The following is a 23,009-nucleotide window of genomic DNA, read 5'->3' as shown; positions in this document are numbered from 1 at the left end:
GACGGGTTTAAGACCAGCGAAAACCTTACTACAGCTTGCTTCTGACGGATTTGACGGGTTTTTTCCTTTTCTTTTGCATGAAACCAGGGATTAGATAGGTATAGAGAAAAAATGAAATATATATAAAGGTATGTGGATTTCCTGTCAAACCCGTCAAAAAAATGAGGTGAAATTATGGCGGAAAAGGAAATTACGTCCGCAATCATGAGGTATTTAAAGTCTGTGCCGGAATGCTTCTGCTGGAAGGAGCATGGCGGCATGTACGGCACAGCCGGCTTGCCGGACATCATCTGCTGCATTAAAGGCAGGTTTGTCGCCTTTGAGGTGAAAGCAGCGTCCGGCAGGCTGACAAAGCTTCAGGAAGCAACGATGCGAAAAATCAAGGCTGCAAAGGGCGAGGCCTACAATGTTACAAGTGTCGAGGATGTCAGAACTGTTATAAACGGCTTATCCATTCTTGAAAACTTGGAGGTGGGCGCCCGTGATAGCGTGGAGATACATAGACAAACCGGCGGCGACGATCGCCGCCATCAAGGACTACAACAGCATGCGGAATGTCATCAACATTACGCCACAGGAAATAAAGGAACTTTACGACCGGATGATCAGTCCCCGGACGGCTAAGATAACCGGCCTTCCGAGGGTGTGGAACCCGCGAAGCGGAGAGGAAGCGCTGGCGGAGTCTCTGGATAAGCTGGACGTGCTTCAGGAACGCTACCGTCAGGCGATAGAATACATGGGCTGGTTTGAACCGGCGTGGGGCGCATTGACAGATGAGGAACAGCATATCCTGCGTGAGTTTTACATGACAGGCAATCAGCGTTCCGGGGCGGCTTCAAGGCTTCAGTGCGAGCTCAATTACAGCGAAAGACAGATTGAACGCCTGAGAAGCAAGGCGCTTTCCCGTCTTTCACTGATGCTGTTCGGCAAATAAAAGATGGCGGTTTGATGGCGGTTTGTTTGTTTTCATCTGTGCTATACTGATAACATGAAATAATATGTTAAAGCCACAGAAGCCTTTTGGGCAAACGCCCTGAGGGCTTTTTCTGTGCATGGGAGATGGGACTATGACGAAAAAACCCAAGCGCCCGTGCAGCTATCCCGGCTGTGCGGAGCTGACGGACGGAAGATACTGCGAGAAACACCAGAAACAAGCCGACTCATACTACAACAAATATGAGCGCGATCCTCAAACAAGGAAACGATACGGCAGGACATGGAAGCGCATCCGGGACAGATATATCTCAGAACATCCGCTTTGCCAGGAGTGCCAAAAGTACGGAAGGCTTACACCAGCTGAAGAGGTACATCATATCATCCCTTTATCCAAAGGCGGAACCAATGCAGACAGCAACCTTATGAGCCTGTGTAAGCAATGCCACTCATCGATTACTGCCCGCGAAGGGGAGCGGTGGGCAAGACGGTAGGGGGGTCAAAATCTCTGGTGGTTATGTTTCGTGCAACGGGCGGGGGTTCACGCGCGAAAAATCGCAGTTTCAAACGGGGTATATCCCTCGTCGTCGCAAACTGCGCTGTGCTCGTTTTGACGCCAGCGTCAAAAGCTCGCCCGCTCCGTTGCTCCTCCTCTCCCCACAAAGCCTGCGGCTTTGCGGGGGCCCCAATTAATTTTAGAATCGAGATGATGTGTATGGCAAAAGACGGTACCAACCGCGGCGGGGCGCGCATTGGCGCAGGACAGAAGAAAAAGCCGCTGGCGGATAAGATTTTGGAAGGAAACCCTGGCAGACGAAAGCTCATGGTAATGGAGTTTACGGATGCTGCAGAACTGGAAGGAGAGAGCATGCCGCCACCGAGGGATTATCTTGCTGCAAAGCAGAAGAACGGAAAAACAACACTGGCGGTGGAAATATACGAAAAAACATGGCAGTGGCTTAAGGAACGCAGGTGTGTTCACCTTATCCCTGCGCAGCTTATAGAGCAATATGCCCAGAGTGTGGCGCGGTGGATTCAGTGCGAGGAATGTATCACTGAATTTGGCTTTCTTGCTAAGCATCCGACAACTGGCAATGCCATCCCGTCACCTTATGTGGCTATGAGTCAAAGCTTTATGAAACAGGCCAATAACCTGTGGTATCAAATTTATCAAGTCGTGCGGGAAAACTGTGCTACCGAATACAAGGGGGCCACTCCCCACGACGATGTGATGGAAAAACTACTGACAGCCAGGAGGGGTGGCTGATGCATAAAACAAATTCAATCTTTCTTAGGGAACTAAGAAAATATAAAGACCATTTAACGAAGCAACAGTTTAAGACCCTGCGGGGACAAGTAATAAACGGAGATTGTGAGGGCGCAAAAAAGGGTCTTAAGAAAATATTGAACAGGAGAATACAGCATGAACATACAAAAAATATCTGTTGAAAAACTTAATCCAGCAGTATACAATCCGCGCAAGGATTTAAAACCTGGCGATAAGGAATATGAAAAGCTAAAACGGTCAATAGAGGAATTTGGCTATGTGGCGCCTGTTATCTGGAACCAAAAAACAGGTAATGTGGTAGGCGGGCATCAACGCTTAAAGGTCTTGCTGGACTTGGGACAGACAGAGATAGATTGCGTCGTTGTAGATCTTGACCCCCAGAGGGAAAAAGCGCTCAATCTTGCTCTTAATAAGATTCAGGGAGAGTGGGACGAGAATAAACTGGCTGAACTGATGGCTGAGTTGGACGCAGGTGCATTTGATGTTTCGCTCACAGGATTTGACGCTTCTGAAATAGACGAACTGCTCAACCGATGGTATGCCAAGGAAGCGGTGCAGGACAGCTTTGACATAGATAAAGCGCATGAGGAAATTGTGCAGTGCGAGCCGGTAACGAAGCGGGGCGATATCTGGCTTCTCGGGAATCATCGCTTGATGTGCGGCGACTCTACGAAGGATGAGGATTTTGAGAAGTTGATGGAAGGGTGTCACGCACAGATGGCAGTAACTTCCCCTCCATATGGGGTAGGCAAAGAATATGAAAAGGCCGGGATTGAACCATGGTTCGAGACAGTACGCCCAGTGATTAGAAACCTGTGCAGGTATGCAGATATTGTCTGCTGGAACTTAGGTGATCTCTATGCCACCGGATCTCAGTTTATTGAACCCACCAGTGTTTACAGCGTGAATATGTTCTTGGACAACGGTTACCGCCCTATCTGGATCCGCATTTGGAAGAAACAAGGGCAAAATTTCGGTGTAGGACCTTATCATCTTGTTTCAAACAAGCCGGTTCAGCAGTATGAGTATATTTCAGCCTTCAGCAATAAAGGAGAAGTTGAGGAATATAACGATCAGGAATATGTATGGCTTTCAGCCTTTGCGGGACACAGTTATAAATTTGTGAAACGGCTTACAAAGGAAGAACGCAAGAAATGGGGTTATGCTGGGATATGGGAGATGACCACTGTACGGGCAAACAAGGAGCATCCTGCAATGTTCCCTGTGGAGCTTCCATGGCGGTGCATCAAAATGCACAGCGACAAAGGCGGTATTGTGCTTGAGCCGTTCTCTGGTAGCGGAACTACTATAATTGCGGCTGAACAGACCGAGCGTAAATGCTACGCAATGGAGTTATCCCCTGTTTACTGTGATTTAGCTGTTAAGCGCTGGGAGGAATTCACCGGCGAAAAAGCCGTCAAACTGGAGGGTTAAGATTTATGGATATACTGAAAATACCAGCAGAAAAATTAAAACCTTCGAAATATAACCCGCGGAAGGACTTAAAACCGGGCGATCCTGAATACGAGAAACTCCGCCGATCCATTGAAGAGTTTGGATATGTAGAGCCGGTCATATGGAATAAACGCACCGGGAATATTGTCGGCGGACATCAGCGTTATAAAGTACTTACAGCTTTGGGGTATAAGGAGATCGACTGTGTTGTAGTTGATTTGGATGAACAGCGGGAAAAGGCGCTCAATGTTGCACTGAATAAAATCAGCGGCGAGTTTGATATTCCGCTTTTGACCGATCTGCTTATGGATTTAAATGAAGATGGTTTTGACGTTTCTCTTACCGGGTTTGATGCTTCGGAAATTGATGAGTTGTTCCGTGATAAAACAACCGCTAATGTCAAAGAAGATAATTTCGATACAGAAAAGGCAATTGCAGAGATTAAAACTCCGGTTACCAAAAAGGGCGACATATGGGTACTTGGCAGCCACCGTCTGATGTGCGGTGATAGCACCATGCTTTCAGATGTGCAAAAGCTGATGAACGGACAAAAGGCGAGATTTGTTTTCACCGACCCACCCTGGAATGTTGATTACGGTTCAGATACCAGGCATCCAAGCTGGAAGCCAAGACAAATTCTAAATGACAATATGAGCACCGAAGAATTCGGCGCTTTTTTATTGTGCGCTTTTAAATGCATGAAAGAGGTTTCTGAAGCCGGATGCATGACCTATGTGGTAATGAGTGCTCAGGAATGGGGCAGTTTGATGAACGTCATGCGGGAGGCAGGGTATCACTGGTCGAGCACAATTATATGGAAAAAAGACAGCTTGGTACTATCAAGAAAGGACTATCATACCCAGTACGAGCCGATCTGGTACGGTTGGCTTGAAGGAACACGCCTTTGCCCGCTTAAAGACCGTAAACAGTCGGATGTTTGGGAGATACCCCGTCCTAAAGTATCGGAGGAGCACCCTACCATGAAGCCGGTATCGCTTGTAGCAAAGGCAATGCTCAATAGTTCCCATATTGGAGATTTAACTCTTGACCTGTTCGGTGGTTCTGGTACGACAATGATTGCGGCACAGCAGACCGGGCGGGTTTGTTTTATGATGGAGCTTGACCCGAAATACTGTGATGTGATTGTAAAGCGCTATGTTTCACAATTTGGCGCAGATTCAGTATTCTTGGTAACAGGTAGTGAAAAAATACCTTACGCGGAAACACAGATTGATTAAAAATGTCCTTGCTTTCCCCTCAAAACAGAGCGTTAATGTACCCCACCAAAAAGGAAAGGTGGGATTTTTTATGGGAATCAAAAATGTTTTAGCTTATTTGAGGGGAGGTGTATGGCATGAGCAATAACAGCTTTCGCTTTTCACAGAAGATTGTCGGTCAGGAGAGAAAAGCCATTGCCTCGGTCATAGCTGAAGCCCTTGAAGGCCAGGTGCGCTATGCCGGAGCACCGGAGTTTTTGTATGAGATTAAAGACGAAAAATCTGCTGGCAGTTGGACGATTGACAGGGACAGTGTGGTTCACTCACCGAAAATCAGTCTCAATGGAATAAAAACCATCCGTTCAGTTATTGACACGTTGAATGTGGAGGGCTTTTCAGCAGAGGGGACCATGACAATTACTCTTTCGTTGGAGGGCTTTAGCGCGATTAGCCTTGAAAACCTAAATAATATGCTGGCCAGCAAAGAGACATTGATAAAGAAGGCAATGTTGATTGAGGGGGAACTTGTAGTCTTAGCTGAAAATGATGAGATTTCCTTCCCTTTCTGGAACGCGACTTTAAATGCTGATGAAGTGCAGACCTATATAACGCTGGCAAAGCAGATGGCAGAACAGGCAATATTACAGAAGCGAGTACTACGAAAAGAAAAACCAACAGATAATGAAAAATATGCTTTTCGCTGTTTCCTGCTTAGGTTGGGGTTTATAGGTGATAACTTCAAAACTGAACGCAAGGTGTTACTTTCAAGGCTGTCCGGTAACGGGGCGTATCGGAAAGGCAGAGCAAAGGCGGTGGACGAAAATGAATGATTTTCATAGCACCGCCTTCTTTGTCAAGCATCCGTTTAGAATAGAGGATTTAAAAGTGCCGCATCGGTATGAGACGAGAAAACGATTTGTAGTTGTAAAAACTATCGAGCTATCAAAGATTGATTATGATAACTTCGTTGCCGACCTATGTGTTGACCGCACATTTATTGAGAAAAACAAAGGGCTTTGTCACGTTAATGAGGATGGAGTGTGGCGTTGCCTGCTGGTTAAGCAGCGGGGACGGTCTGATGGAGTGTTGGTAATGCCGGATGGTAGAGATTACCCAAAGTATGCCGCATATTATCCTGGAGAGGAGGACGAACTATGAGTGCAAGAGGCTTCCCTTCAAAAGAAACAGTCCTTCGCATTAAAGAGCAGTATCCGCCGGGAACACGTGTTGAGCTTATCTGCATGGATGATCCGTATTCTAAGCTGAAACCGGGAGACCAAGGAACAGTATCTTTCGTGGATGATATCGGAACTGTTCATATCAACTGGGACTGCGGTTCTTCTTTGGGTGTAGCCTATGGTATAGATGTGATCAGAAAGCTGTAAATGTACACAATTCAAGATGTGTAAAATTGTTCAAAATCCAGTGGAAACTCACGCAGAATTGCCTTGCTATCCTGTGTTTTCAATGGCCTAATGTACACTGCCAAAGGGCAAAAAACACAGAGAAAGCGAGGAGAAAGCGCAATGCTTACAACGAGATTTGGAATCGAGGTAGAATTGACGGGGATGACAAGAAAACAAGCGGCAAAAACTGCAGCAGCTTTTCTTGGAGGGAGGGTTGAATCCAGCGGAGATTATTACGATACCCAAAAGGTTATTGCACCGGATGGACGGATATGGAAATTCATGAGCGACGGGAGCATCCGGACTCAGAAAAAGGAAAACGGCAGGATTGTGGCGGCTGGCCGGGAATATAGCGTCGAGTTGGTAAGCCCGATACTGACATACCGCGAAGACATTGAAACCCTGCAGGAATTGATAAGAAGGCTTCGCAAGGCTGGAGGTTTTGCAAACACAAGCTGTGGAATTCATATCCATATAGACGGTGCAGACCACACACCGCGAAGCATCCGTAATTTTATCAACATTATCGCCAGCAAGAATGACCTTTTCTATAAAGCATTGCAGATTGAGCCGGACAGGATGCGGTTTTGTAAAAAGATGGATGCGGCACTGGTTGAGAAGATGAATCGGCGTAAGCCCAAAACCATGGCGGCGATTGAGAGCATCTGGTACGAAGGTTACAGCGAAAGCCGAAGCACCCATTACCATAATAGCAGATACCACTTTTTGAACCTGCACAGCTTTTTTAATGGCAATGGGACAATTGAGCTTCGAGGCTTTAACAGCGAACTTCATGCGGGAAAAATTAGAAGCTACATAGTGCTTGCCCTTGCGTTAAACCATCAGGCGTTAACGCAAAAATGCGCTTCCAGCAAGAAACCACAGGTTGAAAATGAGAAGTTTGCCATGCGGACATATCTCAACCGCATAGGACTTATTGGTGATGAGTTCAAAAACTGCCGGGAGCATCTTTGCAAACACCTTGATGGTAACGCAGCATGGCGGTTTCGGGCAGCATAGATAGACAAGCGCAGGGGTAGATCTCCGCCTCTGCCTTGGTAAATACAAGGAGGATGATACGATGAGCAAAGAAAAAGGAACCATATATTTAGCATACGGAAGCAATCTGAACTTAAGGCAGATGGCATACCGCTGCCCAACGGCAAAAGTGCTGGGGAGTGCAAAACTCACAGGATACCGGCTGTTATTCAGAGGAGGGAATGGCGGCGCAGTAGCGACAATAGAAAAACAAAAAGGTGAAAGTGTACCGGTAATGCTTTGGAGAATCATGCCTAATGATGAGAAGGCGCTGGACAGATATGAAGGTTATCCGCATCTATACCGGAAAGAAACGGTTAAGGTACGTTTCAAAGGGCAGTGGGTACCCGCAATGGTGTATATCATGAATGAAGGTAGACCTTTGGGAGCACCGGGTCGTTACTATTACGAGGTGATTCGGCAGGGCTATATAGATGCGGGTTTTGATATTTCGTTTCTCAATAAAGCGGTAAGAGATTCAATTTCAGCGGCAGAGAAGTCAGAGGTGTAGGACATGGGTAACGAGAATCTGATAACTGATAAGATTTATCGGCAGATTATAGCCATACGGGACAGCGGTGCCTGTAATATGTTTGACTTGCCAAGAGTACAGGAAGAGGCATATAAAATGGGGTTTTATGAATTAGTAGTATTTCTTAATGAACACAAGAAAGAATATGCCGAGTTTATCCTGACAGGCAAACGATAACGGTTATAACGTAACAAGTTTCATAGAAATCCACTAAGGAGAGGAACTTCATCCATGAGGTTCCTTTTTTCTTGCTCAATTTTAGGAAAGGAGGCGGCAAAGCTGCGGAAGTTAAAACGGTATAAACCAACCAAGTTTATGGCGGAAGGTTCTCGATATGACAAGGAAGCGGCGGATGCCGCTGTTACTTTTATAAACTGCCTGAAGCATACCAAGGGTGAATGGTATGGAATGCCTTTTGAATTAATTGACTGGCAGGAACAGATTGTCCGGGATATATTCGGAATCTTGAAACCTAACGGATACAGGCAGTTTAACACTGCCTATATAGAAATTCCAAAAAAGCAGGGTAAGAGCGAACTTGCAGCGGCAATTGCTTTATATCTTACCTGTGGTGATTTCGAGCATGGTGGCGAGGTTTATGGATGTGCGTCTGATCGTCAGCAGGCATCCATTGTTTTCGATGTTGCAGTAGATATGGTGGAACAGTGTCCGGCATTAAAATCTCGAATTAAACCAATGCTGTCACAGAAGCGGCTGGTTTATAAACCGTTAGGCAGTTTTTATCAGGTGCTTTCAGCGGAGGCATATACAAAACATGGCCTAAACGTCCATGGTGTGGTATTTGACGAACTCCATGCTCAGCCAAACAGGGATCTTTATGATGTAATGCTTCACGGATCTGGCGATGCAAGAAAACAACCGCTGTTTTTCCTGATCACAACTGCTGGCACAGACCGCAATTCCATCTGCTGGGAAGTACATCAAAAGGCTGAGGATATTCTTCAAGGGCGTAAGATAGATCCGACTTTCTACCCTGTTATCTACAGCGCAGCCGATACCGATGACTGGACAAGTGAAAAGGTATGGAGAAAGGTTAACCCGTCACTGGGCATTACAGTCAACATCGAAAAATTGAGGGTGGCTTGTGAAAATGCCAAGCAAAATCCTGCAGAGGAAAATTTATTCCGTCAGCTCCGCTTAAATCAGTGGGTGAAACAATCGGTGCGCTGGATGCCAATGGATAAATGGGATAAGTGTGCGTTTCCTGTTGATGCAGAAAAATTGCGCGGCAGAACCTGTTACGGAGGACTTGACCTGTCATCTACTACCGATATTACCGCCTTTGTGCTGGTGTTTCCACCGCTTGATGAATCTGATAAATATCAGATTCTACCTTTTTTCTGGATACCGGAGGAGAATATTGATCAGCGTGTGCGGAGAGATCATGTGCCTTATGATGTCTGGGAGAGGCAAGGCTTTTTATATACCACTGAGGGTAACGTCGTGCATTATGGCTTTATCGAAACCTTTATTGAGGAACTCGGAATGAAATATAACATTAAGGAAATAGCCTTTGACCGCTGGGGCGCAATTCAGATGACGCAAAACCTCGAGGCTTTGGGGTTTACGGTTGTTCCATTCGGTCAGGGTTTCAAGGATATGTCGCCGCCTACAAAAGAGTTGATGAAGCTGACATTGGAAGAACGCATCGCCCATGGTGGTAATCCAGTACTGCGGTGGATGATGGACAATATCTATGTCAAAACCGATCCCGCCGGAAACATTAAGCCGGATAAAGAAAAATCCACCGAGAGAATAGATGGTGCGGTAGCGTTAATTATGGCGCTTGACCGCGCGTTAAGGCATGACGGGGATGAACGCAACGGATCAATTTATGATGAAAGGGGGCTGTTGATTATATGAGTGTATTTTCCCGTTTGTTCAAAGCAAGGGATAAGCCGAAAAACAGCCTGTTCGGTAATGCATATAGCTTTTTCTTCGGCGGCACATCCAGCGGAAAAGCTGTCAATGAGCGGACTGCTATGCAGACAACTGCAGTGTATGCCTGTGTAAGGATACTTGCAGAAGCCATCGCCGGGCTTCCGCTTCATGTGTACCGCTATAAAGAAGACGGTGGCAAAGAAAAAGCGTTGACCCACCCGCTCTATTATTTGCTCCATGACGAACCAAACCCTGAGATGACTTCATTCGTGTTCCGAGAAACACTGATGAGTCATCTTCTTTTATGGGGAAATGCTTACGCTCAAATTATTAGGGACGGTTCCGGACGAGTGCTGGCGCTTTATCCACTTTTGCCAAACAAAATGACGGTAGACAGGGCTCCAAACGGAGAACTGTTTTACACTTATCGGCGCGACAGCGATGAGAGTAGGGTTAATCCAAAAGCAGGCCTTATATACCTACGAAGTGATGAGGTTCTTCACATCCCGGGACTCGGTTTTGACGGACTGATCGGATACTCCCCTATTGCTATGGCCAAGAACGCCATAGGCATAGCTATTGCCTGTGAGGAGTATGGTGCATCCTTTTTTGCCAACGGAGCAAATCCGGGTGGCGTTCTGGAACATCCTGGCGTATTAAAGGATCCGGCAAAGGTGCGAGAAAGCTGGAACGCTGTTTATCAAGGAAGTGCCAATGCTCATCGCATTGCAGTTCTGGAAGAGGGAATGAAGTTTCAACCAATCGGCATTCCACCCGAACAGGCACAGTTTTTAGAGACAAGAAAGTTTCAGATAAATGAAATTGCCCGGATATTCCGAGTACCTCCCCATATGATTGGAGATCTTGAAAAGTCAAGCTTTTCAAACATCGAACAGCAATCTCTGGAATTTGTTAAATACACGCTTGACCCGTGGGTGGTGCGCTGGGAACAGGCTCTCCAAAAAGCGCTGCTTTTACCATCAGAGAAGCGGGCATACTTTGTCAAATTCAATGTAGATGGCCTTCTGCGCGGTGATTATGCAAGCCGCATGAATGGTTATGCTGTAGCTCGACAGAACGGCTGGATGTCTGCTAACGATATCCGCGAGCTTGAGGACATGAACCGGATTCCGGCGGAGTTGGGCGGAGATCTGTATCTTGTTAACGGTAACATGACCAGGCTTGCCGATGCAGGTGCATTTGCAGGCAAAAACAATGCTGAAACGGAGGGATCAAAAGTTGAACAAATCACAAAAACAAAAACCGGTTCGCCGCTTCTGGAACTGGATACAAAACGATGATGGCAGCCGGACATTATATATTGACGGCCCAATAGCTGAAGAAAGCTGGCTGGGAGACGAAGTAACTCCCAAACAGTTCAAATCAGAGCTGTTGTCCGGAGAGGGTGATATAACGATCTGGATCAACAGCCCTGGCGGAGATATATTTGCAGCTAATCAAATTTACAACATGCTTATGGATTACAAAGGCAAAGTGACGGTAAAGATTGACGGTATTGCAGCCAGCGCCGCTTCGGTCATAGCTATGGCCGGAGGTGACGTCTTTATGTCACCAGTCAGCATGATGATGATTCACAACCCTATGACAATAGCCATCGGTGATACAGAAGAAATGGAGAAAGCTATCGCAATGCTGGAAGAAATAAAGGAATCCATCATCAACGCTTATGAGCTGAAAACCGGACTTTCCAGGGCAAAAATATCGCACCTAATGGATGCAGAAAGCTGGTTTAACGCAAGAAAAGCGGTGGAACTTGGCTTTGCTGATGGAATCTTGTTTTTGGAGGATGAATCATTCCCATCCGAAATTGAAGTATCAGGAGGAATGATCTTCAGCAGGCAGGCAGTAACAAATTCCATCCTGCAAAAGCTTAAACCAAAAGAAAAACCAAAAGGAACACCAATTGAGTCGCTTGAAAAGCGGCTTTTTTTATTAAAACCTTAAGGAGGATTTGATTATGAGCAAAATACTGGAACTGCGTGAAAAACGCGCTAAAGTATGGGAAGCTGCTAAAGCTTTCCTCGACAGCAAACGCGGGAACGACGGACTGCTTTCACCGGAGGATACCGCGACTTATGAAAAAATGGAAGCCGACGTTATTGCGCTGGGCAAAGAAATAGAGCGTCTTGAGCGTCAGGCTGCCATAGATTTGGAACTGTCAAAACCGTTGAATATTCCTATTACAGACAAACCCACTTCCATATCTGGCAACAATGAAAAAACCGGACGTGCCAGCGATGAGTACAGGCAGTCTTTCTGGAACATGATGCGCGGCAGGCGCAAATATGACGTACACAACGCGCTGCAGATTGGAGAGGACACCGAAGGTGGATATCTTGTTCCCGACGACTTTGAGCGTACTCTTGTGGAAGCACTGGAGGAGGAGAATATCTTTAGGCAGATTGCCAATGTTATTACCACGTCCAGCGGTGACAAGAAAATTCCTGTGGTGGCAAGCAAGGGTACTGCATCCTGGGTGGATGAGGAAGGCCAGATTCCCGAAAGCGATGACTCCTTTGCACAGGTATCCATCGGCGCATATAAGCTGGCTACTATGATCAAGGTGTCAGAGGAATTGTTAAACGATAGTGTATTCAACCTTGAACAGTATATAGCCAAAGAATTCGCCCGCCGAATCGGAGCAAAAGAGGAGGAAGCATTTTTTATCGGTGACGGATCTGGCAAGCCAACCGGTATCTTGGCAGATAACGGCGGTGGCGAGATAGGAGTAACTGCGGCGAGCGCAACAGCCATTACCCTTGACGAGATCATGGACTTGTTCTACAGCCTAAAGTCTCCGTACCGCAGGAACGCTGTATTCATTATGAATGATTCGACAATTAAAGCTATAAGGAAGCTCAAAGACAACAACGGTCAGTATCTCTGGCAGCCTTCTGTAACTGCTGGAACACCGGATACTATCCTCAATCGTCCAGTTAAAACTTCTGCATTTATGCCAGCCATTGCCGCTGGAGCAAAAACGACTGTATTCGGCGATTTTTCTTATTACTGGGTGGCAGACCGTCAGGGCAGGGTTTTTAAGCGGCTTAATGAGTTGTATGCTGCGACCGGACAAGTTGGATTCATGGCAACCCAGCGTGTAGATGGCAAGCTGGTACTGTCTGAAGCAGTCAAGATACTGCAGCAGAAAGCGTCGTAACGGGAGGTGCGGGCATGTGCGTGATTGACAGCCTGCTTCCGAAGGTCAAGGCAAACCTTGTTTTAGAGCATAACGAGGATGACGATTTACTGAAAGGGTACATCCGCGCCGCCGTTTCCTATGCCGAGAGCTACCAGCACGTATCTGAAGGTTGGTATTTGGAAAACCCCATGCCGCCCACCACCGAACAGGCTGTAATCATGCTGTCGAGCCATTTCTACGAAAGCAGGGATGGCTCGACAGCCGGCTTTTTCGGGGATAGCGTGCAGGCCGGGCAGCAGGTATGGAATACGGTGAATATGCTCCTCCGCCTCGACCGGAAATGGGGAATGTAAAGGCTATAAATCCTGCACGTTCATTTTGTCAAGGGCTTTTTTACGCCTTTGTTTCTCCCTGCAGGCGAAGTAAATCACAAGCAAAATGACAGTTGGGATATTGGTAAAGAAGAAAGCGGCTGTTACGCTTACCCATCCAAATGCGCTGGTGGCTGTATTTCCATCGCCGGTTGCTGACCATTCATAGATTTGATAAACCGAACCGGCAAGCGCGATGCAGAAGCAAATTATAGGAAGCATTAATCCCAACCATTTATTATCTTTTTTTGAAAGAAAAATCTGCAGTACTATAAAACCCGCAAAGATAACGAGTGCCGCAGGAACTAAAAATGCAATCCTCATTGTACTGCCTCCTTTATTTTTTTGTACTCATTGATTAGGATTTTGGCAGTGTCAAAATCAAGTTTGTCATTTACTGCCAATCGCTTAATCAGTGCGATATATGGATCATTTTCTGTATCTTCACTGATTTTTATTTTTTGAATTAATTTGTCAAGCCGCAGGCGTACTGTGGGATATGTTACTCCGTATTGGCGAGCGATTTCCTTAAGAGATCCAGAGGCTTGAAGAAAATTTTTGATGAACACCATATCTTCATCTTCGAGGTTTGACATCCAATCAGGAACAATTTCGACGGCCATACGAGCACCTCCTTTAACAATATTAAGTTTATACCTTAATATTATTAAAATCAAGAGGAAAAGGCAACTTTATTTTTGTATAAGAAAATATTTGAAAGGAGGCATTTGATGAGTTTCGGGAAAATGAGCACTTTCGTGGATATCATCTCAACCAACTCGGTTAAGGACAGTGAGGGTTTTACTGAAAAAGGTGATGTCATTCTCGCTTCGGTAAGGGCATACAAGGAAGACAGACATGGCAGTGAAAAATGGGCAAACAGGGCGGCGTTTTCGCAGGCGTCTGCCCTGTTTCGCTTCCGTAAGATACCTAACCTGGAAGTTACCACAGATCTTGTACTCGTTTGCAGCGATGGCAGGTACAACATTATCAGTGTTGAGGACGTAAAAGGACGCGGAATGTATATTGAGGTGCTTGCGGAAAAGGTGAAATCAAGCAAAGCATAAGAGGAGGGGGCTGCAACGTGGCTAAGGTGGAAGTTAAAATGCCGGAAGAGTTCTTGCTCAAGTTATCCAGACTTGGAGAAAGAACAGACGAAATCATACCTAAGGTGCTGGAAGCAGGCGGAGAAGTGGTTCTTTCAAAAGTGAAGTCCAATCTTCAGTCAGTTATCGGGAGCGGCACTAAATATCCGTCCAGAGCAACCGGTGAATTGGTAAATGCTTTGGGACTCTCTCCTGCCAAACAGGACAGGAATGGAAACCACAACATAAAAATTGGCTTTACTGAACCAAGGAAGGATGGGGAAAGTAATGCGAAGATTGCTAATATTATTGAGTATGGTAAGTCCGGGCAGCCTCCAAGACCCTTTTTGAAACCGGCAAAATCAGCTACAAGGAAGTCCTGCATCGAAGCAATGAAGTCAAGACTGGAACAGGAGCTGGGTCGTATATGAGCATATTGTCAGAATTAAACTCGTTATTGGATGGTTTGGGTATCCCCATTGAAACCGGAGTATTTAGCGGTGTACCGCCGGATGAGTACCTTGTCATAACTCCAATGACAGATACATTTGAAGTTTTTGCAGACAACCAGCCTCAGGCTGAAACCCAGGAGGTACGGTTGTCTTTATTTATAAAGGGAAACTACACTACCCGTAAAAACGAAATAGTGAACACATTGCTTCAAGCGGGCTTTACCATTACCGACAGGCGGTATATAGGCCATGAGGACGATACCGGCTATCACCACTATGCCATTGATGTGGCAAAAGAATATGAAGTAAGGGAGGAATGAGAGACATGGCGACAATCGGACTGGACAGGTTATATTACGCCAAAATAACCGAGAATGAAAACGGAGAAGAGACCTATGACACGCCTGTTCCGCTGGCTAAGGCGATTACTGCGGAACTTTCGGTGGAGCTGGCAGAGGCGACACTTTATGCCGATGACGGGGCGGCAGAAGTGGTCAAGGAATTTCAAAGCGGCACCCTGACTCTTGGTGTTGCGGATATCGGAGTAGACGCTGCTGAGGTTTTGACGGGAGCCACCCTTGATGACAACAAGGTGCTGATTTCCACCAGCGAGGATGGAGGCGCGCCTGTTGCAATTGGCTTTAGAGCCAAGAAAGCTAACGGCAAGTACAGGTATTTTTGGCTTTACAGGGTGAAATTCGGAATCCCGGCGACAAATCTGCAAACGAAAGGTGACAGCATTACCTTTTCGACCCCCACCATTGAAGGGACAGTCATGAGACGTAACAAACCAGATGGCCAGGGAAAGCACCCTTGGAAGGCGGAGGTCAGCGAAGACGATCCCGGTGTATTGCCTGAAACTATCGCTGGCTGGTATACGGAAGTTTATGAGCCGGTATTTGCTGTGGGAGGAGGAAGCTAATAATGCAGGATACGGACAGAAGCGCAAACATCAGCATCGGCGGCGAAGAATACCAGCTTATTCTAACCACTAAAGCGACAAAGGAGATTGCAAAAAGGTATGGCGGTCTTGAAAACCTCGGCACGAAACTGATGAAAACCGAGAACTTCGAAATTGCTCTTGACGAAGTGGTATGGCTGATTACACTGCTGGCTAACCAGAGCATTCTGATACACAATCTCAAACATCAGGATAAGCGTGAACTCCTTACCGAAGAGACAGTGGAACTTCTCACATCTCCTTTGGAACTGGCAGCATATAAAGACGCTATCATGAAAGCGATGTTCAAAGGCACCAAAAGAAATGTTGAAAGTGAGGATGATTTAAAAAACACACCGGCCGAGTGAGCGATGAGGAATTGTTCACTCGGCTTTTATATTACGGCACCGTCCAGCTTAATCGTTCAGAGGATGAAGTATGGCTCATGCCTATTGGATACCTGCTTGATTTATGGGAGTGCCATAAGCAGTTTTTAGGACTGGCCAAACCGAAGCGGATGCTGACCATTGATGACGTGATACCTTATGGAATATAAGCAGCAAAAAAGCAGGGTGGCTGTAATCCCTGCTTTAAAAAGCTGCTTTTATTCCATTTGCAAAAACTCTGCCGCTGTTACGATCTTTGGGTTTGTTATGCCGGATTCAAGGAAATCCCTGTCTCCGGTTACAAGCACGTCAGCTTTTGCCGCAATGGCCGCCCTGAGTATTGGCCTGTCGGATGCGTCCCGGACAAGCGCCTCATCCGACACGTCAACTGCGGGAGTTGGAACAACTTCAAGAACAGTAAGCGCAATCGCCAAAAAGCGTTCAAGCGCCTGGATCTTATGGGGGAATTTCCGGTTGTATACCCGGCGAAGCTCATCGATGTTTTGATCGCAAACCATACCATGGTTGGGGTGTGTTACAGCTTTAATGTACGCCTGATAAGGCGTTCCTTCGCAGCTCAAGGAAGCGGAGATCAGGATGTTGGTGTCAATTAACACTCTCATAGACCTTCAATCTCCGCGCGGACGTCCTTCACCAGATCCATAACATCGTCATCATTGCGGATCCCGGCTTTTTCCGCTTCGCCCTCCATTTCTTTCTGTAGCATTTTCATGGCGTAGACAGCGGAGTTCATAAGGATAACCCGGTCTTCCTCGCAAATGAGGGTGACGCGGTCTCCGGTGGAAAGGCGAAGTTTGGAGCGGATATCTTTTGGCAGCGTGATCTGGCCTTTTGCCATTACCTTTGCATTATCAACTATGGGAACGTTCATGCTAAGTCCTCCTTTTTAGGATTTGAAAAGCAGGAAATTCCCTACTTTCCCTACTATTAGTATATGCCAAACCGCATTGAAATACAATAGCCTTTTATAATTTTTTAATTTTTACTCGAAAGGAGGCGGTTATGTGGCAGACAATTTTGGCTTGAAGATTGGGATTGAAGGCGAAAAGGAATTTAAGAACGCCATTCGTGAGATCAACCAAAGTTTTAAGGTACTGGGCAGCGAGATGAACCTGGTTGCATCTCAGTTTGATAAGCAAGATAAATCAGTTGAAGCTGTTACTGCAAGAAACAAGGTGCTGAATAATGAAATCGAATTGCAGAAAGAAAAAATTGCTACTTTGGAGAAAGCGCTTGCCAACGCCGCCTCCTCTTTCGGGGAGACCGACAAGCGGACGCAGTCCTGGCAGATACAGCTTAACAACGTCAAAGCAGAGCTGAACAAAATGGAGCGCGAGCTGGAAGCGAACAACAAAGCGCTGGACAATGCGGGAAAAGAGTTTGACGAAGCGGAAAAACAGGCGGACGAATTTGGCAGAGAAATTAAAAAGGCCGCGGATCAGGCGGATGACGCAGGCGGGCGCTTTGAAAAACTGGGAGGTGTATTGAAAGGTATCGGTGTGGCCATGGGAGCAGCCCTGGCCGCTATTGGTACAGCAGCGGTCGGTGCGGGAAAAGCTCTTGTGGATATGTCGGTAAATTCGGCTGCCTATGCCGATGAAATCCTTACCGCCTCGACCGTAACCGGCATGTCTACCGACAGCCTGCAGGCGTATAAATACGCCGCGGAGCTTGTGGATGTCTCCTTAGATACATTAACCGGCAGCATGGCAAAGAACGTCAGATCCATGTCTTCCGCACGGAAAGGCACCGGCGAGGTCGCAGACGCTTACCGGCAGCTTGGGATTTCGGTCACTGACGCCAACGGCAATCTGCGCGACAGCGAAACGGTATACTGGGAAACCATAGACGCACTTGGCAAGGTGTCAAACGAAACCGAGCGCGACGTGCTGGCCATGCAGATTTTCGGAAAATCAGCCCAAGAACTGAACCCCTTGATCGCACAGGGTTCGGCAGGGATAGCGGAGCTGACCGAGGAAGCAAAACGTATGGGCGCGGTTATGAGCGAGGATTCGCTGAACGCTTTCGGCAAATTCGATGACAGCATCCAACGGCTCAAAGCCGGCAGCGCAGCAGCCAAGAACATGCTGGGCACCGTACTGCTCCCCCAGCTTCAGATATTGGCCGACGACGGAGTTACGCTTCTTGGGGAATTTACTCGTGGGTTATCTGAAGCGGGTGGCGACTGGACAAAGATAAGCGAGGTCATCGGTAATACGGTGGGAAGCCTTGTAAATATGCTGATGGAAAACCTGCCCAACCTCATTCAGGTAGGCTTGGATATCGTCACATCCATCGGCGGTGCAATAGTGGATAACCTCCCGGTCATTATCGACGCGGCGGTTCAGATTGTCATGACCCTATTGCAGGCGTTGATCGACGCACTGCCGCAGATAACAGAAGGCGCTTTGCAGCTTGTCATGGCGCTGGTGCAGGGCATAATCGATAATCTTCCTGCTTTGGAGGAAGCCGCGGTGCAAATGATTGCCACACTGGCGTCCGGTATCGGGGAGGCGCTTCCGGAGCTGATACCCGCTGTTGTCGAAGCCATTATCCTCATTGCCGAGGTACTTCTTGACAATATGGATAAAATTCTTGATGCGGCGTTTCAGATCATACAGGGGTTGGCGCAGGGACTGTTAAACGCCCTGCCGAAACTCATTGAAGCACTGCCGAGGATAATTACAACAATCATTGACTTTGTGACGAACAATATGCCGAAGATCATAGAATTGGGAATTACGCTTATCGTACAGCTTGCTGCCGGGCTTGTGAAAGCCATTCCAGAACTAGTAAAGTCTTTACCTCAGATTGTTGCGGCTATTATAGAAGGCTTGGGCAAGGCGGTTGTTTCAGTGGTTGAGATTGGTAAGAACATTGTAAAAGGCATCTGGGAAGGTATTAAAAGCCTTGGTAGCTGGATTAAGGATAAGGTTTCCGGTTTCTTTTCCGGTATTGTTGATGGAGTAAAGAATTTTCTTGGAATCAGATCTCCGTCCACTGTTTTTGAAGGTATTGGCGGCAATATGGCACTGGGTATTGGTGAGGGATTTGACAAGGCTATGGCCAGAGTGGCAGACGATATGCAAAATGCAGTGCCGACAGATTTTAATATATCTCCTGATATTAGTGTAAGTGGAAGAGGTGGATTTAGCGATTTAGCTTCTGGGCCGCTTGTTGTGGTGCAGCAGATGATTGTTCGTGGTGAAGAAGACATACGTAGGATTTCACAGGAGTTATATAACCTGATGCAGACAGGTTCAAGGGCGCAGGGACATTTTATAACAGCGTAATGGAGGGAAGCATATGGGATTTATCTACAATGGAATATCGTCGCAAAGTATGAAAATACGAGCAAGACTTACCAAATGGCAGGTCTCTCCTGCCCTGCGCAATTCCTTTGAAACTGTGCCGGGCAAAGCAGGTATTGCAGATTTTGGCTGCGATATATCAGAACGAAACATAATAATTAGCTGTAGTGTGCTTCCCCAGCGCAGTTTTGCCGATCTTGTATCGGTTCTTGATAATGTTGCTGAATGGTTAAATCCGGAAAACGGGCTTAAACAACTTGTTCTAGATGATTTGCCCGACCGATATTTTATGGCTCGCTTATCAGAAGCGGTTGACTGTGAGCGATTACTGCGGACAGCGGGCAGCTTTGAACTTCGGTTTGTTTGTCCCGGACCATATGCTTATGCGTTGGAAGATGAGGTATTTGTTCTTTCTGAAACAGGTCTTCATGAGCTGGAGAGGGTTAAAGGAAATGCGGATTCCAATCCGGTTTATCTTTTGAAGGGTTTGATATCAACGTCCTCATCAAGCTATATTTCGCTTATTACAAACGGCGAGGAATTGCTAATTGTTGGCTCATTATCTGAAGGTGAAACTCTGATTGTCGACTCCGGCATGGTAACAGCTAAGGTTATTGATGAAACAGGCCGAACCTTGAGAAATGGCCTTCCCAGCCTGCAGGATCTGAATTTTCCGATTTTCAGAAAAGGTGTTAATCATATTGAGATTGCCGCAGAAAATGCGACCTTTACCGAGTTAAAAATACAGGCAAAAAGCAGATGGAGGTGATAACATGGCGATAAAATCAATTCTAACGAGCCAAGAGGATTTTACCGGTGAGTTTCCTGTAACATCAAGGACGTCTGCTTTATGGCGATTTAATGAAAAAACACCAGACGAAAATCTTCAGCTTATGGATTCATCGGGACATGGCAGACATTTTACCATCTCCGGCTGGTCAGGTACATCAGCAAACCTTATTGCTGGAAGATTCGGAAGATACTTTAGGCAAAATATTGTTAATCCGACTTCTGAAAAGACCTATCTTGTAGCAGAAAATGATGGGAGTTTCTTTAGCAATCTGGGCGAAAAGATTGTTGTAGGCGGTTGGATTAATCCTACCACCTATTCGGTCGGCCAGACATATATCCCCATATTCAATACCCGCCAAGGACCCGGTCAGCCAATTTTTTATGTTTCACTTTATCAAGGAAGACTTAGGCTGATGTTGTATAACTCCTCCGGTACACTAATTTACGACCAGAGTGAAACAGCTACCATTACCTTAAAAAACGGCGGCTGGTATTTTATCACCTCCATCATTGAAGTAAGCAATAAAAAGGTGCAGAACATCATATGCGATCGCAGCGACGGGGCAACCTGGGTGTCGCCTGTGCGTTCCTTTTCGGGAGAATTGAACCGGGAATGTATAGCGAATATTATTATGGGGATGCATGCAAATACCTACTACTATGCCGGAGGCTTCGACGACTGGTTTCTGGAAACGGACTCACAGCTTACAATTGATGATTTGCTGCTATATTTTAAGTCGTCTTTACATGCAAACGGTGGGGATGCGGCTTCGGATGTAGATGCTTTGGCAGAGCCTGGCGCAGTCACCCTTAAAGCAACAGATGGCGAGTACCCTGCAAATGGCGTACTTTATACAAGGGCGGTTCCATGTGCATTATCGGGCAGCGGTCGTGTAGCTGTGACAAGCGAATATACTGCAGGTGTTACTTCAGTGTCTCTAGTAGAGACCAGCACAAGCGATGATCTTGAAGAATGGTCTGCATGGCAGGCTGTGGGAACCAGCGGTGAACTTCAATCGCCAAATCGGCAATATATAAGGTTCCGTGTTACCCTAACCAGCAGCGACCCATTGAAGACGCCAAAACTGTTGGAAATACAGCTTCATGACATACCGAAAGCGCCATATGAGAAGTTAGGCTTTGCCCGTCCTGTGATTTTGGACAAAAGTGGAGCATGGGAAGCTGTTCTTGAAAATGCCTTTGATATCATTGTCACTGGTGAGGTGAATGGTGCGGATACGCTGGAATTCAAGCTTCCGTTCCATGATCCAAAAAGAAGCACACTGGAAAATGAAAAACAAGTGCAAATCGTAAATGACATTTACCGGATCCGTACCTTAACGGATAATAAAGGTGAAGATGGGCGTGTTATTACGCAAGTATATGCTGAAGCGGTGTTTTATGATCTGTCTTTCAGTGCGGAAAAAGTACCTAGGGAATTCAATGCAGATACTGCAGATGTTCCGATGCAATATGCACTTTTGGGTACAGGCTGGACAGTAGGAAATGTTACTGTTAGCACGAAGAGAACATGGCAGTGTACAGAAAAAAATGCCTTATCCATCCTTCGCACCGTACAGAATATTTATGGCGGCGATCTTGTGTTTGACAGCGCCAACCGCCAGGTACACCTTTTGACTTTTAGTGGTACCGACAGCGGAGCGCTTTTTTCATATAGAAAGAATTTGAAAAGTATTCAGCGGGTAGTCGATACACGTGAATTAGTGACAAGGCTCTATGCTTATGGAAAGGACGGATTGACCTTCGCTTCAATTAATGGAGGTAAGGAATACGTGGAAGATTACACTTTTTCCAGTGAAGTGAGGGTGTCGACGCTTGATTGTTCGTCGTTTACAAATCCGTATCAGATGCTGGAATATGCAAAAATGCGGCTTGCAGAATATTCGAAGCCTCGCGTTTCTTATGTACTGTCTGCAATGGATTTATCTGCGCTAACCGGTTATGAGCACGAAGCATGGAAACTGGGTGATATTGTTACAGTGGACGATAAAGAACTAGGCCTTTTGGTAAAGACACGTGTTGTGAGAAGGCAGTATAACTTGCAGGAGCCTTGGAAAACAGTGATCGAGCTTTCAACTAAACTGCGGGAACTCGGCGATTCTTCAGCACAGTGGGACAAGGCAGCAGATGCGCTGTCCTCAGCAGAGTTGGTAAACCGTCAGGAAATTAAAGATATGGTACCATTCAACCATCTGCGCAATTCCCGGGCAGATGACGGTTTTGCCTACTGGGTCAATTCCGGTTTTGAAGTGGATACTGAGAATGGTGTTTCGGGAACTGCTTCCTTCAAGGCTGTCGGTGTACCTGGTATGACAAAGAGTCTGTCACAGACGGTATATCCAGCAACGCGTAAAAGCTACACTTTTTCAGCACAAATTGCTTCCGAAAACCTCGAAAAGGGTGAAAACGGCCAGGTGGGCGTTGAAGTGGTTATTGAATACGAGGACGGTACAACAGAAACAAGATTTATAGACCTGATTTGAGGGTGGTAGATATGGCATATTTCAATCAAATCGCACACAGTATTTCTCCCAAAAGTATCAGCAGAGTCAAATCTATCACCGTCAGGCTGTGCGTCACTGACTGCACCGGCACAGTGTACTTTACAGACTTATTGCTTCAGGGTGGTTCGGTTTCCACCGGATGGATCGGGCATGTATGCGAAATTCAGTGGACATTAGACGGGTAGGTGAAAT

31 protein-coding genes are annotated in these 23,009 nt (G+C 46.4%); 27 read left to right on the top strand and 4 right to left on the bottom strand.

Translation table 11 applies throughout. From position 1 onward, the window contains the following. Window positions 1-174: 174 nt before the first annotated feature. The 17 genes from CDO33_RS21315 to CDO33_RS13475 all read left to right on the top strand — a co-directional run bounded on the left by CDO33_RS21315 (window position 175) and on the right by CDO33_RS13475 (window position 13,287). Window positions 175-624, top strand: a complete 450-nt coding sequence (locus CDO33_RS21315) for a VRR-NUC domain-containing protein (RefSeq protein ID WP_242973404.1) — start codon at window positions 175-177, stop codon at window positions 622-624. Further along, window positions 602-934, top strand: coding sequence for an ArpU family phage packaging/lysis transcriptional regulator (locus CDO33_RS13555; RefSeq protein ID WP_242973403.1), 333 nt, complete (start codon window positions 602-604; stop codon window positions 932-934). The genes CDO33_RS21315 and CDO33_RS13555 overlap by 23 nt, the downstream gene beginning before the upstream one ends. Window positions 935-1,067: 133 nt before the next feature. After that, entirely contained in the window at window positions 1,068-1,427 is a 360-nt protein-coding gene (locus CDO33_RS13550) for an HNH endonuclease (protein WP_103082072.1), read from the top strand. A gap of 221 nt (window positions 1,428-1,648) precedes the next feature. Then, window positions 1,649-2,200 (top strand): P27 family phage terminase small subunit, encoded by a 552-nt coding sequence (locus CDO33_RS13545; protein ID WP_003515999.1) that lies wholly within the window; start codon window positions 1,649-1,651, stop codon window positions 2,198-2,200. Between the two features lie 156 nt (window positions 2,201-2,356). After that, a complete protein-coding gene (locus tag CDO33_RS13535; protein WP_103082070.1) occupies window positions 2,357-3,655 on the top strand; it encodes a site-specific DNA-methyltransferase in 1,299 nt (432 codons plus the stop codon). Window positions 3,656-3,660: 5 nt separating this feature from the next. Beyond that, a complete protein-coding gene (locus tag CDO33_RS13530; RefSeq protein WP_103082069.1) occupies window positions 3,661-4,914 on the top strand; it encodes a site-specific DNA-methyltransferase in 1,254 nt (417 codons plus the stop codon). A gap of 116 nt (window positions 4,915-5,030) precedes the next feature. Further along, the gene (locus CDO33_RS13525) at window positions 5,031-5,723 is read left to right on the top strand and encodes a virulence factor (RefSeq protein WP_103082068.1); all 693 of its coding nucleotides are present in this window, start codon (window positions 5,031-5,033) and stop codon (window positions 5,721-5,723) included. Next, on the top strand, window positions 5,716-6,051 hold the full coding sequence (locus tag CDO33_RS13520; RefSeq protein ID WP_103082067.1) for a DUF6329 domain-containing protein: 336 nt from the start codon (window positions 5,716-5,718) through the stop codon (window positions 6,049-6,051). Before CDO33_RS13525 ends, CDO33_RS13520 begins: the two co-directional genes overlap by 8 nt. Then, complete coding sequence (locus tag CDO33_RS13515) at window positions 6,048-6,278, top strand: DUF4314 domain-containing protein (protein WP_013782362.1); 231 nt, start codon at window positions 6,048-6,050, stop codon at window positions 6,276-6,278. Before CDO33_RS13520 ends, CDO33_RS13515 begins: the two co-directional genes overlap by 4 nt. A 141-nt stretch (window positions 6,279-6,419) precedes the next feature. After that, window positions 6,420-7,319, top strand: coding sequence for an amidoligase family protein (locus CDO33_RS13510; RefSeq protein WP_103082066.1), 900 nt, complete (start codon window positions 6,420-6,422; stop codon window positions 7,317-7,319). A 61-nt stretch (window positions 7,320-7,380) separates the two neighbouring features. Next, window positions 7,381-7,848: a gamma-glutamylcyclotransferase family protein gene (locus CDO33_RS13505; protein ID WP_094397705.1), complete on the top strand. Its 468-nt coding sequence runs from the start codon at window positions 7,381-7,383 to the stop codon at window positions 7,846-7,848. A 3-nt stretch (window positions 7,849-7,851) separates the two neighbouring features. Further along, window positions 7,852-8,046 (top strand): DUF5049 domain-containing protein, encoded by a 195-nt coding sequence (locus CDO33_RS13500; protein ID WP_014256686.1) that lies wholly within the window; start codon window positions 7,852-7,854, stop codon window positions 8,044-8,046. A gap of 102 nt (window positions 8,047-8,148) precedes the next feature. Continuing rightward, a complete protein-coding gene (locus CDO33_RS13495) occupies window positions 8,149-9,753 on the top strand; it encodes a terminase large subunit (protein ID WP_479690681.1) in 1,605 nt (534 codons plus the stop codon). Beyond that, window positions 9,750-11,072: a phage portal protein gene (locus CDO33_RS13490; RefSeq protein WP_103082064.1), complete on the top strand. Its 1,323-nt coding sequence runs from the start codon at window positions 9,750-9,752 to the stop codon at window positions 11,070-11,072. The genes CDO33_RS13495 and CDO33_RS13490 overlap by 4 nt, the downstream gene beginning before the upstream one ends. Continuing rightward, window positions 11,011-11,736, top strand: coding sequence for a head maturation protease, ClpP-related (locus CDO33_RS13485; protein ID WP_103082063.1), 726 nt, complete (start codon window positions 11,011-11,013; stop codon window positions 11,734-11,736). The genes CDO33_RS13490 and CDO33_RS13485 overlap by 62 nt, the downstream gene beginning before the upstream one ends. A gap of 13 nt (window positions 11,737-11,749) precedes the next feature. After that, entirely contained in the window at window positions 11,750-12,952 is a 1,203-nt protein-coding gene (locus CDO33_RS13480) for a phage major capsid protein (protein WP_103082062.1), read from the top strand. Between the two features lie 14 nt (window positions 12,953-12,966). Next, on the top strand, window positions 12,967-13,287 hold the full coding sequence (locus tag CDO33_RS13475) for a head-tail connector protein (protein WP_103082061.1): 321 nt from the start codon (window positions 12,967-12,969) through the stop codon (window positions 13,285-13,287). A 3-nt stretch (window positions 13,288-13,290) separates the two neighbouring features. Here CDO33_RS13475 and CDO33_RS13470 read toward each other — a convergent pair whose 3' ends face one another. Together CDO33_RS13470 and CDO33_RS13465 are read right to left on the bottom strand one after the other, a co-directional pair. After that, entirely contained in the window at window positions 13,291-13,629 is a 339-nt protein-coding gene (locus CDO33_RS13470) for a hypothetical protein (protein ID WP_103082060.1), read from the bottom strand. Next, window positions 13,626-13,928, bottom strand: coding sequence for a DUF2089 family protein (locus CDO33_RS13465; protein ID WP_103082059.1), 303 nt, complete (start codon window positions 13,926-13,928; stop codon window positions 13,626-13,628). The genes CDO33_RS13470 and CDO33_RS13465 overlap by 4 nt, the downstream gene beginning before the upstream one ends. A gap of 108 nt (window positions 13,929-14,036) precedes the next feature. On the opposite strand from CDO33_RS13465, the gene CDO33_RS13460 reads away from it, so the two are divergent. The 6 genes from CDO33_RS13460 to CDO33_RS13435 are packed head-to-tail and all read left to right on the top strand — an operon-like array spanning window position 14,037 to window position 16,338. Further along, entirely contained in the window at window positions 14,037-14,372 is a 336-nt protein-coding gene (locus CDO33_RS13460) for a head-tail adaptor protein (protein ID WP_103082058.1), read from the top strand. Window positions 14,373-14,389: 17 nt separating this feature from the next. After that, the gene (locus tag CDO33_RS13455) at window positions 14,390-14,821 is read left to right on the top strand and encodes an HK97 gp10 family phage protein (RefSeq protein ID WP_103082057.1); all 432 of its coding nucleotides are present in this window, start codon (window positions 14,390-14,392) and stop codon (window positions 14,819-14,821) included. Continuing rightward, window positions 14,818-15,162, top strand: a complete 345-nt coding sequence (locus tag CDO33_RS13450) for a hypothetical protein (protein ID WP_103082056.1) — start codon at window positions 14,818-14,820, stop codon at window positions 15,160-15,162. The genes CDO33_RS13455 and CDO33_RS13450 overlap by 4 nt, the downstream gene beginning before the upstream one ends. A 5-nt stretch (window positions 15,163-15,167) precedes the next feature. Then, the gene (locus CDO33_RS13445; RefSeq protein WP_103082055.1) at window positions 15,168-15,764 is read left to right on the top strand and encodes a major tail protein; all 597 of its coding nucleotides are present in this window, start codon (window positions 15,168-15,170) and stop codon (window positions 15,762-15,764) included. A gap of 2 nt (window positions 15,765-15,766) precedes the next feature. Continuing rightward, a complete protein-coding gene (locus CDO33_RS13440; protein ID WP_103082054.1) occupies window positions 15,767-16,150 on the top strand; it encodes a hypothetical protein in 384 nt (127 codons plus the stop codon). Further along, window positions 16,147-16,338, top strand: coding sequence for a hypothetical protein (locus tag CDO33_RS13435; RefSeq protein ID WP_003520671.1), 192 nt, complete (start codon window positions 16,147-16,149; stop codon window positions 16,336-16,338). The genes CDO33_RS13440 and CDO33_RS13435 overlap by 4 nt, the downstream gene beginning before the upstream one ends. A gap of 48 nt (window positions 16,339-16,386) precedes the next feature. Here the strand turns inward: CDO33_RS13435 and CDO33_RS13430 are convergent, their stop codons facing one another. Continuing rightward, window positions 16,387-16,791 carry a putative toxin-antitoxin system toxin component, PIN family gene (locus tag CDO33_RS13430; protein ID WP_004463999.1) on the bottom strand — a complete coding sequence of 135 codons (405 nt, stop codon included), beginning with the start codon at window positions 16,789-16,791 and terminating at the stop codon, window positions 16,387-16,389. After that, the gene (locus tag CDO33_RS13425) at window positions 16,788-17,060 is read right to left on the bottom strand and encodes an AbrB/MazE/SpoVT family DNA-binding domain-containing protein (RefSeq protein ID WP_004463997.1); all 273 of its coding nucleotides are present in this window, start codon (window positions 17,058-17,060) and stop codon (window positions 16,788-16,790) included. The genes CDO33_RS13430 and CDO33_RS13425 overlap by 4 nt, the downstream gene beginning before the upstream one ends. Window positions 17,061-17,193: 133 nt before the next feature. Between CDO33_RS13425 and CDO33_RS13420 the strand changes: the two genes are divergently transcribed. From CDO33_RS13420 to CDO33_RS13405, 4 genes are read left to right on the top strand one after another with little or no spacing between them, the layout of a single operon-like run. Further along, complete coding sequence (locus CDO33_RS13420; RefSeq protein WP_103082053.1) at window positions 17,194-19,482, top strand: phage tail tape measure protein; 2,289 nt, start codon at window positions 17,194-17,196, stop codon at window positions 19,480-19,482. 13 nt (window positions 19,483-19,495) lie between these two features. After that, window positions 19,496-20,269: a distal tail protein Dit gene (locus tag CDO33_RS13415; RefSeq protein ID WP_103082052.1), complete on the top strand. Its 774-nt coding sequence runs from the start codon at window positions 19,496-19,498 to the stop codon at window positions 20,267-20,269. 4 nt (window positions 20,270-20,273) lie between these two features. Further along, window positions 20,274-22,796, top strand: a complete 2,523-nt coding sequence (locus CDO33_RS13410) for a phage tail spike protein (protein WP_103082051.1) — start codon at window positions 20,274-20,276, stop codon at window positions 22,794-22,796. Between the two features lie 11 nt (window positions 22,797-22,807). After that, window positions 22,808-23,002, top strand: a complete 195-nt coding sequence (locus CDO33_RS13405; protein WP_023062529.1) for a hypothetical protein — start codon at window positions 22,808-22,810, stop codon at window positions 23,000-23,002. Window positions 23,003-23,009 lie beyond the last annotated feature (7 nt).

Origin of the sequence: Clostridium thermosuccinogenes, assembly GCF_002896855.1 — a bacterium.
Lineage (GTDB): Bacteria > Bacillota > Clostridia > Acetivibrionales > DSM-5807 > Pseudoclostridium > Pseudoclostridium thermosuccinogenes.
This window is presented reverse-complemented; position numbering and strand designations above follow the sequence as displayed.